At 70.3% G+C, this 13,519-nt stretch carries 12 protein-coding genes and 1 pseudogene; 8 read left to right on the top strand and 5 right to left on the bottom strand.

Annotated features, from left to right (window positions below; genetic code table 11):
* Nucleotides 1-68 precede the first annotated feature (68 nt).
* Nucleotides 69-1,907, bottom strand: a complete 1,839-nt coding sequence (locus tag B9Y95_RS19795) for a DEAD/DEAH box helicase (RefSeq protein ID WP_085514370.1) — start codon at nucleotides 1,905-1,907, stop codon at nucleotides 69-71.
* 92 nt (nucleotides 1,908-1,999) lie between these two features.
* A complete protein-coding gene (locus B9Y95_RS19790; protein ID WP_085514369.1) occupies nucleotides 2,000-2,836 on the bottom strand; it encodes a DUF1206 domain-containing protein in 837 nt (278 codons plus the stop codon).
* 116 nt (nucleotides 2,837-2,952) lie between these two features.
* On the opposite strand from B9Y95_RS19790, the gene B9Y95_RS19785 reads away from it, so the two are divergent.
* From B9Y95_RS19785 to ligD, 3 genes are all read left to right on the top strand, one after another.
* Nucleotides 2,953-3,885, top strand: a complete 933-nt coding sequence (locus tag B9Y95_RS19785; protein WP_085514428.1) for an alpha/beta fold hydrolase — start codon at nucleotides 2,953-2,955, stop codon at nucleotides 3,883-3,885.
* 173 nt (nucleotides 3,886-4,058) lie between these two features.
* The gene (locus B9Y95_RS19780; RefSeq protein WP_234994189.1) at nucleotides 4,059-5,540 is read left to right on the top strand and encodes an MFS transporter; all 1,482 of its coding nucleotides are present in this window, start codon (nucleotides 4,059-4,061) and stop codon (nucleotides 5,538-5,540) included.
* Nucleotides 5,541-5,610: 70 nt separating this feature from the next.
* Complete coding sequence (gene ligD / locus B9Y95_RS19775) at nucleotides 5,611-6,636, top strand: non-homologous end-joining DNA ligase (protein WP_085514368.1); 1,026 nt, start codon at nucleotides 5,611-5,613, stop codon at nucleotides 6,634-6,636.
* Between the two features lie 64 nt (nucleotides 6,637-6,700).
* Here ligD and B9Y95_RS19770 read toward each other — a convergent pair whose 3' ends face one another.
* Nucleotides 6,701-7,021: a hypothetical protein gene (locus tag B9Y95_RS19770; RefSeq protein ID WP_085514367.1), complete on the bottom strand. Its 321-nt coding sequence runs from the start codon at nucleotides 7,019-7,021 to the stop codon at nucleotides 6,701-6,703.
* 260 nt (nucleotides 7,022-7,281) lie between these two features.
* Here B9Y95_RS19770 and B9Y95_RS19765 point away from each other — a divergent pair, with 260 nt between their 5' ends.
* A complete protein-coding gene (locus tag B9Y95_RS19765) occupies nucleotides 7,282-8,325 on the top strand; it encodes an NAD(P)-dependent alcohol dehydrogenase (protein ID WP_085514366.1) in 1,044 nt (347 codons plus the stop codon).
* 21 nt (nucleotides 8,326-8,346) lie between these two features.
* Nucleotides 8,347-9,570 carry an MFS transporter gene (locus tag B9Y95_RS19760; RefSeq protein WP_085514365.1) on the top strand — a complete coding sequence of 408 codons (1,224 nt, stop codon included), beginning with the start codon at nucleotides 8,347-8,349 and terminating at the stop codon, nucleotides 9,568-9,570.
* On the opposite strand, the gene B9Y95_RS19755 is transcribed toward B9Y95_RS19760, so the two are convergent.
* Entirely contained in the window at nucleotides 9,567-10,334 is a 768-nt protein-coding gene (locus tag B9Y95_RS19755; RefSeq protein ID WP_085514364.1) for a PIG-L deacetylase family protein, read from the bottom strand. The two genes, B9Y95_RS19760 and B9Y95_RS19755, sit on opposite strands and share 4 nt — an antisense overlap.
* The gene (locus B9Y95_RS19750) at nucleotides 10,331-11,560 is read right to left on the bottom strand and encodes a glycosyltransferase (RefSeq protein WP_085514363.1); all 1,230 of its coding nucleotides are present in this window, start codon (nucleotides 11,558-11,560) and stop codon (nucleotides 10,331-10,333) included. The genes B9Y95_RS19755 and B9Y95_RS19750 overlap by 4 nt, the downstream gene beginning before the upstream one ends.
* 136 nt (nucleotides 11,561-11,696) lie before the next feature.
* Between B9Y95_RS19750 and B9Y95_RS19745 the strand changes: the two genes are divergently transcribed.
* The 3 genes and pseudogenes from B9Y95_RS19745 to B9Y95_RS19735 form a co-directional block, all read left to right on the top strand.
* Nucleotides 11,697-12,122 carry a VOC family protein gene (locus B9Y95_RS19745; protein ID WP_085514362.1) on the top strand — a complete coding sequence of 142 codons (426 nt, stop codon included), beginning with the start codon at nucleotides 11,697-11,699 and terminating at the stop codon, nucleotides 12,120-12,122.
* 53 nt (nucleotides 12,123-12,175) lie between these two features.
* Nucleotides 12,176-12,658 (top strand): hypothetical protein, encoded by a 483-nt coding sequence (locus tag B9Y95_RS19740; RefSeq protein ID WP_085514361.1) that lies wholly within the window; start codon nucleotides 12,176-12,178, stop codon nucleotides 12,656-12,658.
* A 466-nt stretch (nucleotides 12,659-13,124) separates the two neighbouring features.
* Nucleotides 13,125-13,519 (top strand): annotated as a pseudogene (locus B9Y95_RS19735) (hypothetical protein); the annotation flags it as partial.

Here is a 13,519-nt window from a genome sequence, read left to right as displayed (position 1 = left end):
GGAACGACGAGGGCCGGACGGAATCCCAGGATTCCGTCCGGCCCTCGTCGTGTGTGTGTGTGTGTGAGCTAGGAACGCGGCTTGCGGTCGTACGAACCGCCGCCCGTGCCACCCTCGTCGTCGCGTCGGCGGGCCGGGCTGCCGCGGTCGGGACGGAGCTCGATGAGCTTGCCGCTGATCCGGGTGTTCTCGAGACGGTCGAAGACGTCGTTGCCGAGGCTCGCGGGGAGTTCGACGATCGAGAAGTCCGGCTTGATCTGGATCGCGCCGAAGTCCTCGCGCTTCAGGCCGCCCTCGTTCGCGAGCGCACCCACGATCTGGCGCGGGTCGACCTTCTGGCGACGACCCACCGCGATGCGGTACGGGGCCATCGGTCCACTGGACGGACGGCTGCGGCGCTCGGGACGGTCGCCCTGATCGCCACGATCGCTACGGTCGCCGCGGTCGAAGCGCGAGCCGCGGTCACCGGAGTCGCGACGGTCGCGACCGGCGCGGTCGTTGCCACGGTTGGTGTTGTCGAACTCCTCGCGGCGGCGGCGCTCGTCCTCAGCGGAGAGGAGCAGCGGCGTCTCGCCCTGGGAGACGACGGCCAGGGCCGCGGCGACATCGGCCTCGGGGACGTCGTGGTGGGAGACGTAGTGGGCGATGATCTCGCGGAAACGCTCGATGCGGTCGGTCTGGCCGAGCGCTTCGGTGATCGCGTCGTCGAAGCGGGTGAGGCGCGTGGCGTTGACGTCGTCGACGCTCGGCAGCTGCATCTGCGTGAGCGGCTGGCGGGTGGCCCGCTCGATGGCCTTCAGCAGGTGGCGCTCGCGCGGCGTGACGAAGCTGATCGCGTCGCCCGTGCGTCCGGCGCGGCCGGTGCGGCCGATGCGGTGCACGTAGGACTCGGTGTCGACGGGGATGTCGTAGTTGACGACGTGGCTGATGCGCTCGACGTCGAGACCGCGCGCGGCGACGTCGGTCGCGACGAGGATGTCGAGCTTGCCGGCCTTCAGCTGGTTGACGGTCCGCTCGCGCTGCACCTGGGCGACGTCGCCGTTGATGGCGGCCGCCGAGTAGCCGCGCGCCCGGAGCTTCTCCGCGAGCGTCTCGGTCTCGTTCTTCGTGCGCGTGAAGATGATCATCGCGCTGAAGTTCTCGGTCTCGAGGATGCGGGTCAGCGCGTCCACCTTCTGCGGGTACGAGACCGTCAGGTAGCGCTGCGTGATGCTGGCCGAGGTCGTGGTCTTCGTCTTGACCGTGATCTCTTCCGGGTTGTTCAGGTACTTCGCGGAGATGCGACGGATGGACGACGGCATCGTCGCGGAGAACAGCGCGACCTGCTTGTCCTTCGGGGTGTCGGCCAGGATCGTCTCGACATCCTCGGCGAAGCCCATCTTCAGCATCTCGTCGGCCTCGTCGAGCACGAGGTACTTGAGCTCCGTGAGGTCGAGGGTGCCCTTCTCCAGGTGGTCCATGATGCGACCCGGCGTGCCGACGACGATGTGGACGCCGCGACGGAGGGCCGACAGCTGGACGCCGTAGCCCTGGCCACCGTAGACGGGCAGGACGTGGACACCGCGCAGGTGGGTGGCGTACTTCTCGAACGCTTCGCAGACCTGGAGGGCGAGCTCACGGGTCGGTGCGAGGACGAGTGCCTGCGGCGTCTTCTGCGTGATGTCGAGGCGGGACAGGATCGGCAGGGCGAACGCCGCGGTCTTGCCGGTGCCCGTCTGTGCGAGGCCGACGACGTCGCGTCCCTCGAGCAGCAGCGGGATGGTGGCCGCCTGGATGGCGGACGGGGTCTCGTAGCCGACGTCCTTGAGTACCTTGAGCACCGCGTCGTCGAGGCCGAGGTCGGAGAAGGTCTGCGTAGCGCCGGCGGGTTCCGCCTCGGGCTGCGTCGTGGAATCAGAAGACGTCATACTCCTAACGGTAGTCGCAACGCAAGCGTTTGCAGGACATGGTCTGGAGCCGACCCCTCCGCGTCGCCGCCCGAGGCGCCCGCCTCACCGTCCTAGAGGCTGCCCCAGCGCGCCCGGGCGCCGCAGAAGAGTCCGTAGGCGATGAGCCCGACGCCGACCACGAGCAGGATGACGACGCCGAACGGGAGCGCGGCCAATGCCGAGATGGCGCCGTCCATGCCGGAGGCCTTCTCGGGGTCCTGGGTGGCGGCGGCGACGATGAAGAGGATCCCGACCGTGACGAGCGCGACGCCCTTCGCGATCCACCCGACGACGCCGAGGACGACGACGGCTCGCTTCGTCGTGCCGGCGGGCGGGTGCACGTCCTCGAGGAACTTCTGCGTGACGCCCTTGAAGACGAAGAAGCCGCCGATGCCGATGACCACGAGGCCGACGACGATGACGACGAACACCCCACCGGGGGAGGACAGGAGCGTCGCCGTGAGGCCCTGGCTTGACTGTGAGGAGTCCTGGCTGCCGCCGAGGGCGAAGGTCAGCGCGGTCGATCCGACGGCGAGGTAGGCGATCGCACGTCCGGCGGTCGAGATCCGCTTGCTCCACCGCTTGCGGGTGTCGGATTCGCGCACGAGGAAGGCGGAGATCGCCGTCCAGAGACCGAGGGCGAACAGGCCGACGGCGACGACCCAGATGATCACGATCCCGCCGGGCGTGCCTGCAAGCGTCTTGAGCGCACCCGACTGGTCCGCGTCACCACCGCCGCCGGATCCACCGCTCGCGCCGGACAGCGCGATGGAGATCGCGATCCCGCCGATGAGGACGTGGAGCAAGCCGTTGACGGCGTGGCCGGTGCGGGCGAGGGTACGGAGGGCCGTGCTGTTCTGTGCGGTTCCAGCGGCTTGGTCTGCGGCGGCGCGTGCGTTCTCAGGCATCAGACCACGGTAGCGGCCGGGTTCCCGACCAGCAGGGGGGTTGCGCGCCGTGCGGGTGGACCGTCTTCGTCGATCGAGCACCGATCCGAGCGGCACCTCGTTTCCGAATGACACGCATGCCCGTGAACTCCTCGCGTCCCGCCCCGCCGGACGACCCATCCGTGATCACCGCCGATGCGACCGCGCTCGGCCTGGGACGCGTCACGGTGGACACCGACATCGGACCGGTCACCGTCCGGGCGGGTCGCGAAGCGGGCGGACCGGCCACGATCCTGCTGCACGGCGCCGCCGGTTCCTGGACCACGTGGTCACCACTCCTCCGTGCCGACGACGAGCGGGGCGCGGTCGTCGACGACGTCATCGCCGTGGACCTCCCGGGGTGGGGTGAATCGGCGCTTCCCACCGCCGACCCGGTGACGGTCGGAGACCTCTCCGCAGCCGTCGCGACCGTCGCCCGCTCCCTCGGCTACCGGTCCTGGCGTGTGGTCGGGCATTCGCTCGGCGGGTTCGTCGCGCTCGACCTCGCGGTCCTCGAACCCGAGGCGACGATCCGGGTCGACGTCGTCTCGCCGACGGGGATCGGCGTCGTCGAGGCGATCCGCCAGCCGGTCGGTGGCGGCGCCCGGCTCCCGTGGTTCGCGGGCATGCTCCTCGGCATGCGCGTGCTGCGGGCGCTCGGCGAACGCGGGCCCGGGCTCGTCCGGGCGCTGAACCGGATCGGCCTGCTGGCACCGCTCATGTCGCCCCTGTTCGGACGACGCCGGGACCTCGATCGGTCGGTCGTCGACGCGCTCGCAGCCGACGTCCGGCCGGCGTCGTTCCTCCTGGCGGCCCGAGCGGCCGCCGCCTACGACCTGCACGTCTGGCGCGGCGTGCGGTGTCCCGTCCGCTGCATGATGGGCGACCGCGACGTCTTCATCGGGCCCGACGATGCAGCCGTCCTCACCGCCCTCGTCCCGGACCTCCGACTGCGCACACTGCCGGCGACCGGGCACTTCGCGGCGGTGGAACACCCGGAGGCCGTCCTGGAGCTCGTCACCTCGGAGTGATCCGCGTGGCCTCACGGGCGCAGCGACGTCGGCGTCCGCTATCCTGGTCCTCTGCCCGACTTCGTGGTTGGGGTGGTTGATCGTCCGCACCGTGCTGCACTCGCGCCGTGTGCCGAGCATCGATCTGGGGCTGGAAACCCCCAGCACCCACACCCCTCGCACGGAGGTCCTCCTTGTCTGCATCCGCAGCCACCGCATCGCATCCCACCAACGCACCGTCCGGTTCCCCGGCCCGCCGCTGGTGGGTCCTCGTCGTCCTCGCGATGACGCAGCTCATCGTCGTCCTCGACGGCACGATCGTGAACATCGCCCTTCCGGCGGCCCAGCAGGAGCTCGAGCTGTCCGACACGCAGCGTCAGTGGGTCGTCACGGCCTACGCGCTCGCGTTCGGCGCGCTGCTGCTGCTCGGTGGCCGTATCGCCGACTACTGGGGCCGGAAGCGCACCTACCTGGTCGGCATGGTCGGCTTCGGCGCCGCATCGGCCTTCGGCGGGTTCGCCCAGAGCGGGACCGAGCTCATCATCGCCCGCGGTCTGCAGGGCGTGTTCGCCGCGCTCATGGCACCTGCCGCTCTCGCGCTCCTCACCGTCACCTTCTCCCACGGACGCGACCGCAACACGGCCTTCGCCGTCTTCGGCACCGTCGCCGGTGCGGGAGCGGCCGTCGGTCTGATCCTCGGCGGCGTGCTCACCGAGTTCGTCGACTGGCGCTGGTGCCTCCTCGTCAACGTGCCCTTCGTGATCGTCGGACTCATCGCCGGCCTCATCCTCGTGACCGAGAGCAAGGCCGAGGGCGACAACCGCTACGACTGGCTCGGCGCGATCACGGTCATCCTGGGCCTCGGTTCCCTCGTCTACGGCTTCACGCTCGCCGAGGGCGGCTGGGGGAGCGCCGACACCATCGGCTTCCTCGCGCTCGGTGCGGGACTCCTCTCCCTCTTCGTCGTCATCGAGATGCGCGTCGCGCAGCCCCTGCTCCCGCTGCGCATCGTGGCGGACCGGGTCCGCGGCGGTGCCTTCCTCATGCAGATGATCGTCGGCAGCGTCATGATCGGGGCACTGCTCTACCTGACGTTCCACCTGCAGATCGTGCTCGGCTTCCCGCCGCTCGAGGCTGGCATCGCGACCCTCCCGATGACCGTCGCGATCATGATCGTCGCCCCGATCGCCACGAAGCTCCTCCCGGCCATCGGCCCGCGCCCGCTGCTCATCGTCGGTCCGCTCATCGCGGCGGCCGCCCTCGTGTACCTCAGCCGCATCACGGCCGACGGCGACTACTTCGTCCAGGTGCTGCCGGCGCTCCTCGTGCTCGGGATCGGCATGGCGATGATCTTCGTCCCGATGCAGAACCTCGCGCTGACGGGCGTCGCCCCGCACGACGCCGGTGCGGCCTCCGCCACGGCGAACGCCTCCATGCAGATCGGTGGGTCGATCGGCCTGTCGGTCTTCACCACGGTCTACGCGAGTGTCACCGACCAGGCGACGGTCACCGATCAGGCGTCGCAGCTCGTGGCGTTCACCCAGGGCTATTCGGCGGCGTTCATCGCGGCCGCGGTCGGCCTCGTGATCGCGAGCGTCATCGCGATCGTCTGCATCCGCGGTCGCAAGGAGGACCTCCTTCCCTCGGGCGACCAGCAGGCCGTCCACCTGGGCTGAGCGGGACGGCCCCGCCTCGTCGAGCGCAAGCCTCCTGACAGCAGGGTGCCGTCGGCGTACGGTGTCCGACATGGCCAGCACCGCGATCGTCCTCACCGTCCCCGGACCGCACGGCGACCGCGAGGTGCGTCTCTCCAGTCCCGACCGCGTGCTCTGGGAGGAGTCCGGTGTCACGAAGCGGGAGCTCGCGGAATACCTCATCGAGGTCGCGCCAGCCTTCCTCGCCGCCAACGGCGACCGCCCGGTGTCCCTCCAGCGGTTCCCGGGCGGGGTGGACGGTGAGTGGTTCTTCTCGAAGAACCCGCCGAAGGGAGCGCCGGAGTACGTCCGGGCGGTCGACGTCGTGTATCCGAGTGGCCGGCGGCATCCTCAACTCGTCCTCGACGAGGCCGCTGCGGTCGTCTGGGCCGCGCAGATGAACACGGTCGTGTTCCATCCGTGGCCGTCACGGGCATCGGACACCGACCATCCCGACGAACTGCGGATCGACCTCGACCCGCAGCCGGGGACCGACTTCGCCGACGCCGTGCACGTTGCGGGCTCGCTGCGGGGGCTGCTGACGGAGGTCGGACTGACCGGGTTCGTGAAGACCTCCGGTAACCGAGGTGTCCACGTGTTCGCGCCCATCGTGCCGGAGCACGAGTTCCTCGACGTCCGGCACGCCGTGATCGCGGCGGCTCGGGAACTGGAGCGACGGGATCCCGACCGGGTCACGACCTCGTGGTGGAAGGAGGAGCGCGGTGAACGCATCTTCGTCGACTACAACCAGGCGAACCGCGACCGGACGATGGCCGGCGCCTACAGCCCGCGTGCGCTGGCCTCGGCGACCGTCTCGTGCCCCGTGACCTGGGACGAACTCCCCGAGATCGACCCAGGCGCCTTCACGGTGCGGACCGTCCCGAAGCGACTCCGGACGATCGGAGACCCGTGGGGCGGCATGCACGACACCGCCGGGCGCATCGACGTCCTCCTGCAGTGGTGGGAGCGGGACCTCGAGCAGGGATTCGGCGAGCTCCCGTTCCCTCCCGACTTCCCGAAGATGCCGGGCGAGCCGCCGCGGGTGCAGCCGAGTCGCGCCAGACACTCCGAGGACTGAGCCCACCCGGACACACGAACGCCCGGTGATCGTGGATCACCGGGCGTTCTGCGGACTCAGGGCGCTATTCGGCCTTGCCGAGGGCGAAGCGGACGCCGCCCTGCTCGTCGATCTGCGCGTCGAGGACCGCGTCACTCAGGGCGACGGCTGCGGACTCCTCGAGGAAGACGGTCGCTCCGGCGCTCTCGATGACCTGGTCGGCCTCGTGCGGCATCGCCGTCATGGTGACTTCGAAGTTGTTGTCGTCGGAGCTGCTGCTGATGCGCAGTCCGGCGCCGTGCGTGAGCGACGACGCGTCGTCCGGGACGACCAGTCCCGGGGTGAGTGGTGCGTTCTCGGCGAGGGTCTTGACGACTCGGCCAGCGTTCTCGGTCAGGGTGAGCATGTGTGTTCTCCGTTCCGTTCGCGAATACGAGTTCCCCACCATGCTCGGGTTCGCGGCGAGATGCCACCCCGAGGCCGATCCTCTGCGGGAACTGCCAAGCAACTCTGCAGGGATTCACACCTCCACGCCGCTCGTAGCACAGCTCGGGTGATCGTCCCTTGGGGGTTCGTCCGGTGGAGTGGGCTGCTAGCGTCGAACGTGCTGTCCGGCGCGTGCATCCCGCCCCACGGCACCCCCAACACCCCAGCCCGAGGAGTCCTATGACCACCGTCGCCGCCATCATCAAGCCCACCGCCGACGCGCCTTTCGAGGTCGGCACCATCGTGCGCCGTGCGCCGCGCGCCAACGACGTCGTCATCGACGTCCACTACGCCGGCATCTGCCACAGCGACATCCACCAGGCCCGCGAGGAATGGGGCAAGGCCATCTTCCCGATGGTCCCCGGCCACGAGATCGCCGGCATCGTCACCGAGGTCGGCGACGCGGTCACCAAGCACCAGGTCGGCGACCGCGTCGGCATCGGCTGCTTCGTCGACTCCTGCCGCGAGTGCGAGAACTGCCTCGCCGGCGAGGAGCAGTTCTGCCTGAAGGGCAACGTCGCCACCTACAACGGCCGTGAGTACGACGGCGAGCCCACGTACGGCGGCTACAGCAAGCAGATCGTCGCCGACGAGAACTACGTGCTGAGCATCCCCGAGGGCATCGAGCTCGACGTCGCGGCACCCCTCCTGTGCGCCGGCATCACCACCTACTCGCCGTTGAAGCACTGGGGCGCCGGTCCCGGCAAGCAGGTCGCCATCGTCGGGATGGGTGGCCTCGGTCACATGGGTGTCAAGATCGCCCACGCCCTCGGCGCAGAGGTGACCGTGCTCAGCCAGACGACCTCGAAGGAGGAGGACGGCAAGCGCTTCGGGGCCGACCACTACTACGCGACCGGCGAAGAGGGCACCCTGAAGTCGCTCCGCGGACGCTTCGACCTCATCATCAACACGGTCTCCGCCGACCTCGACATCGACGCCTACCTGTCGACCCTCAAGCTCAACGGCTCGATGGTCTTCGTCGGACTGCCCGAGAACACGCAGCAGTTCCGGGTGTTCTCGCTCGTCGGCGGCCGCCGCTCGCTCGCCGGATCGAACATCGGCGGCATCCGCGAGACGCAGGAGATGCTCGACTTCTGCGCCGAGCACGGCATCGGCTCGCAGATCGAGCTCATCGGTGCAGACGAGGTCGAGGGCGCCTACGACCGCGTGGTCCGCAGCGACGTCCGCTACCGCTTCGTCATCGACACGGCGACGATCGGCTGATCGCACCGATACCCTGAGAGCATGATCCGGCTCCCGTTCCGTCGTCCAGGCGGAGCGGGAGCCGTTCCTCGTGAGCCCCTCGGCCGCGAGGTCCTCGTCCTCGGCGGTGTCGCGTTCTTCGTGATGCTCGGGTTCGGTGTCGTGATCCCGGTCCTGCCCGTGTACGTGCGCAGTTTCGGCGTCGGCTACCTCGAGGTCGGGGCGGTCGTATCCGTCTTCGCGCTCATGCGGCTCATCGCGAACCCGTTCGTGGGTGCGCTCGTCGACCGGATCGGCGAGCGGGTGGTGCTGGCCACCGGCATCGGGATCGTCGCGGTGTCGAGCGCGCTCGTCGGGCTCGCGGCGGACTATCCGCAGCTGCTCCTGCTCCGCGGGGTCGGCGGGATCGGGTCGGCGATGTTCTCCGTCGCCGCCATGACGCTGCTGCTGCGCACCACCCCACCGCACCGTCGTGGGCGGGCGGTCGGGTTCTACCAGGGCGGGTTCCTCGTCGGCGGTATGGCCGGACCGGCCGTCGGTGGCCTGCTCGCGACCATCTCGCTCACGGCACCCTTCTTCTTCTACGCCGGGACCCTCGCGGTCGCCGGCGTCCTCGGACTCGTGATGCTGCGCGGCAGTCGGATCGCCGCGCCGGTCGAGACCGCCACGCAGGCCGAGCCGTTCCGCACGGTCCTCGCCGATCGCCGGTACCAGGCGGCGCTCCTCGCGAACTTCGCGAACGGGTGGGCGTCGATGGGCGTCCGGGGCGCACTCGTGCCGGTCCTCGTCGTGGAGGCGCTCCATGAGGAGGCCGCCTGGACCGGGATCGCCTTCGCGATCGCCGCTGTCGCCCAGACGCTCGCGCTCGGTCCCGCCGGCCGCTTCGTCGACACCGTCGGACGACGACCCGCGATGCTCGTCGCATTCCCGGTCGCGGCAGGGGCGCTGCTCGCCATGCCGTTCGTCGGTGAGCTCTGGCTGCTGGTCGTCGCCCTGTGCGTCTACGGTGTCGCGGCGGCCTTCCTCGGGACCGCTCCGGCGGCGGCCGTCGGAGACGCCGCGGGTGGTCGGGGTGGTCGGGCCGTCGCGGTCTTCCAGGCGACGTCCGACCTCGGCGCCATCGTCGGCCCGCTGGTCGCCGGCGCGCTGCTCGACGCCTTCTCGTTCCCCGCGGCCTTCGGTTCCGCGGTCGTGCTCATGCTGCTCGTCCCCGTGCTCGCGGCCCGCATGCCACGGGAGCACCGGAACCAGTCGGCGACCGCTTAGCGGGACCGGAGTCGCAGGCCCACCGAGGTGGTGATGTCCTCGCGCTGACCGCCGGAGTGGACGAGTTGCTCGCCGTCGACCGTCAGCTGGCTGGCGTGTTCCGCGAGCGCCGCGGCGACGATCGGGAGGCGGTGAGCGAGTGGGAACCACACGGCGTCGTCGCCCAGCGGCTCGAGATCGGTGCGGTGGTGCACGAGTTCCGCGAACGGCACCCCGCTCCTCCGCGCCGCGACGATCGCGGCCTCGTGCATGCGGAGGTGGTCCGGGTGCCCGTACCCGCCACCGTGGTCGTAGCTGATGACCAGGTCCGGCGAGACGTGTCCGATGAGCGCGACGAGGTCGTCGGCGACGTCGTCGAGCGGAGCGAGTGAGAACGCGCCGGGGGAGACGTCGTCGGCGGGGCCGGCGAGTCCCTCGCGCACCCACCGCATGCCAGAGTCCACATACCGCGTCGACGTCTCCGGCCGGGCCGCCGGACTCGTCCCCAACCAGAACTGCTCGGCCACGCCGAGCGTCCGGCAGGCGGCGGCGAGCTCCGACTCGCGGTGGGACGCGAGTGCAGCGGACCCGGCGAGGGACCTGAGCGGGCCGTCGACGACCTCGCCGCGCTCGCCTCGCGTGGCCGTCACGAGGACCACGCGAGCACCGTGGTCCACGAGCTCGGCGATGAGCGCACCCGAGGCGAGCGTCTCGTCGTCGGGGTGCGCATGGGCGAACAGGACGGTGCGCCCGCTGTCGACGAGCGGGAGGAGTCCGCGGGTCACGAGGCGGAGGTCGCCGGGGTGGCGGCGGCCGAAGTGGTGTCGAGCAGGGTCCGGTAGACGTCGACGAGGGCGTCTCCCGAGCGCTGCCAGTCGAACCGCTCTGCCCGACGTCGCGCTGCCGAACCGAGCTGCGCGAGCCGCCCCGGGTCGCCGAGGATGGACGAGACCGCCGCACCCCAGACCTGCGGGTCGCGGGAGTCGATGACGATGCCCGTCTCGCCGTCGACGACGGCCTCCCGCAAGCCGCCCGAGGCGGCCACGACGGTCGGCACGCCGCTCGCCGCGGCTTCCAGCGCGACGAGACCGTACGTCTCCGAGTGCGAGGGGACGAGCACGAGCGTGCTCTTGCGGAACAGCGTGGCGAGCCCGACGCGCGACTGCGGCCCGACGAAGCGGACGTCGTCGGCGACGCCGAGGTCGCGGGCGAGGGCGGCGAGTTCCTCGGCGTAGCGGTCGTAGTCGACCGAGACGTCCCCGGCGATGACGAGTTCGGGGCGTAGCTCGGGCGCGACCGCGGCGATGGTCTCGATGGCGAGGTCGAAGCCCTTCAAAGGGTGCAGGCGACCGGCGACCACCGCGGTCGGACGACCTGCACGAGGACCGTCGAGCGGCTGGAACAGCGTCCCGTCGACACCGGGTGGCACGATCGACACCCGATCGGGGCGGGCTCCGAGCCGGGTGATCGCGGTGTCGGCTTCGGCCGCGCTGATCGCGACGACCGCGTCCGACTCCGCGGCGAGCCGTGCCTCGCCGGCCAGGCGCCCGGGGGACTCGGCGCGCTCGCCGTGCGAGAGCGGCGTGGTGGACTCGGCGGCGATGCTGTGGAAGCTCTGCACGTGCGGGATCCCCAGTTCCCGCGCGAGGGGGAGTGCGGCCATGCCGGAGAACCAGTGGTGGGCGTGCAGGACGTCGTATCGCGGCAGTCGAGCGAGTTCCGAGCGGAAGTCCTCGACGAACTCCTCATGCCGACCCTTCGCGACCGGCTCGGCGGGACCGGCGTCGAGGAAGCGCAGGGTCACGCCGGGGGCGAGGGAGGCGGCGGACGGCTGGTCGGCCGAAGACCGCCGGGTGATGACGTCGACCTCGTGGCCCGCTGCGCCCATCGCGACGGCCTGATGACGGACCACGACGTTCATCCCGCCGGCATCACCGGAACCCGGCTCGTCACCGGGACTGGTGTGGAGCGAGATCATCGCGATGCGGAGGGGCTGGGGTTGCGAGGGCACCAGACGAGCCTAGTAGCCGTGGGCGTCCCGGCTCCTCGTGACGGAGGCACCAGAACGTGCTCGCGCATCCGACGCCGGAGCGTGAGGATGATCGCGAGACGAGCGCGACGATGCGCCCGCCCAGGCGAAAGGGACGATCATGACGACGCTCAACCCGTACCTCGGCTTCCGCGGGACAGCCCGCGAGGCGATGGAGTTCTATCAGGGGGTCTTCGGCGGCGAACTGACGGTGTCGACGTTCGGCGACTTCGGAGCCGCGGTCGAGCCGGACGAGGTCGATCTGGTGATGCACTCCCAGCTGACCGGCGACGCCGGGGTCGTCTTCATGGGATCGGACACGCCGAAGCACATGGACTATCGCGAGGGCAGCAACTTCTCGATGTCGCTGAGCGGGTCGGACACCGACGAGGCCCAACTGCGCGAGTACTTCGAGCGGCTCTCTGATGGCGGCACCGTCCAGCAGCCGCTGAGCGTGGCCCCCTGGGGCGACTCCTTCGGCATGGTGCAGGACCGCTTCGGGATCACCTGGCTGGTGAACATAGCCGCCCCTGCCGAGGGGTGACGTGAGCGTGACGGCGGTGGTGTCGCGAGGGGACAGCGGCCCGAGGAGCAGCGATGACTGAAGCATGGAACGACTTCTTCGTCGCGACGGCGGGCGCTGCGGCGGCGCTCGCCGGACTGATCATCGTCGCGATGTCCGTGAACATCGCCAAGATCATCGAGATCCCGGCCATGCCGGCGCGGGCGGCGGCGACGATCAGCTCCCTCGTGTTGATCGTCGTCGTGGCCGCTGCAGGTCTCATCCCCGGTCAGGCCGACGTCCTGTACGGTGTCGAGGTCCTGCTCCTGACCGCCCTCGCCCTGGGGTTCGCGGTCGACGCCGCGGTCCGGATCCTCCGCCACCAGGATGCCGGGCGTGGACCGCGCGCCCTCAAGGCTGCGGTGCCGGTGTTGCAGGTGGTCCCGTTCGCGATCGGCGGCGTGTTGCTCCTCCTCGGTTCATCGGTCGGTCTCGGCTGGCTGGCTGCCGGCTTCATCCTCGTGTTCGTCGGCTCCGTGGTCGGTGCATGGGTGCTGCTCGTGGAGATCCTCCGGTAGCCTCTTCCGACCCCTGAGCGCCAGAGCGCCTCCGAGCAACGCTCTCCGGTCCCTGAGCGCCCCCATCGGTCCCTGAGCGCCCCCACCGGTCCCTGAGCTTGTCGAAGGGCACACGATGGAGCTACGGCTCCGGTGATCTTCTCCCGGTCGCTGAGCACCCCCCGGTCCCTGAGCACCCCCCATCGGTCCCTGAGCAACCCCCACCGGTCCCCGAGCAACCTCCTCCGGTCCCTGAGCACCCCCCTCCGGTCCCTGAGCACCCCCCACCGGTCCCTGAGCCTGTCGAAGGGCACACGAACAACTTCCACAACCGACTCGACTCGGCATCTGGAATGTCAGTGGTCCATGGTGGACTGGTTCCATGACCGAGACCACCTCCGCTGCGATCCGCGTCAGCGACGACTAAGCCGCGCAGCTGGCGCAGTTCTCGGACGAGTGGACGGAGATCCACCGGCAACAGGCCGCCTTGGACGCACGCAAAGCGCGCCTCCTGGCCCGCTCCGCCGCCTACGCCGACTCCTTCGCCGACGCCACGGTCCCGGCCGTCTTCCCGCCGACCGAGCGTCAGGCCCTCTCCCGCCGGTCGACGTGTGCGGCCCTCGCGATGGCGATCCGGATGCCGGAACGGACGGTCCAACGGGCGACCAACGACGCCGAACGTCTCGTCAACGACGCACCAGCAGTGCTCGAATCGCTCGAGGCAGGCCGCATCTCGGCCCGACACGCGCAGGTGATCACCGACCAACTCTGCGACGTCCCAGCTGCCGGGCGGGCGGTGTTCCTCGAACAGGTTCTCGTCGTCGCCGAGCGCACCACGGCCGCTGGCCTCCGCACGAGCGCCCGTGTCTTGCGCGAGCGCCT

The organism is Plantibacter flavus (assembly GCF_900177615.1).
Taxonomy (GTDB): Bacteria; Actinomycetota; Actinomycetes; order Actinomycetales; family Microbacteriaceae; genus Plantibacter; species Plantibacter flavus.
The sequence above is the reverse complement of the archived record's forward strand: the minus strand, read 5'-3'. Positions and strand labels throughout refer to the sequence as shown.

Bases quoted from the DNA above. Each gene is read 5' to 3' on its own strand.
- B9Y95_RS19795 (WP_085514370.1), bottom strand. From the start codon at position 1,907: ATGACGTCTTCTGATTCCACGACGCAGCCCGAGGCGGAACCCGCCGGC.
- B9Y95_RS19790 (WP_085514369.1), bottom strand. From the start codon at position 2,836: ATGCCTGAGAACGCACGCGCCGCCGCAGACCAAGCCGCTGGAACCGCA.
- B9Y95_RS19785 (WP_085514428.1), top strand. From the start codon at position 2,953: ATGCCCGTGAACTCCTCGCGTCCCGCCCCGCCGGACGACCCATCCGTG.
- ligD (WP_085514368.1), top strand. From the start codon at position 5,611: ATGGCCAGCACCGCGATCGTCCTCACCGTCCCCGGACCGCACGGCGAC.
- B9Y95_RS19770 (WP_085514367.1), bottom strand. From the start codon at position 7,021: ATGCTCACCCTGACCGAGAACGCTGGCCGAGTCGTCAAGACCCTCGCC.
- B9Y95_RS19765 (WP_085514366.1), top strand. From the start codon at position 7,282: ATGACCACCGTCGCCGCCATCATCAAGCCCACCGCCGACGCGCCTTTC.
- B9Y95_RS19760 (WP_085514365.1), top strand. From the start codon at position 8,347: ATGATCCGGCTCCCGTTCCGTCGTCCAGGCGGAGCGGGAGCCGTTCCT.
- B9Y95_RS19740 (WP_085514361.1), top strand. From the start codon at position 12,176: ATGACTGAAGCATGGAACGACTTCTTCGTCGCGACGGCGGGCGCTGCG.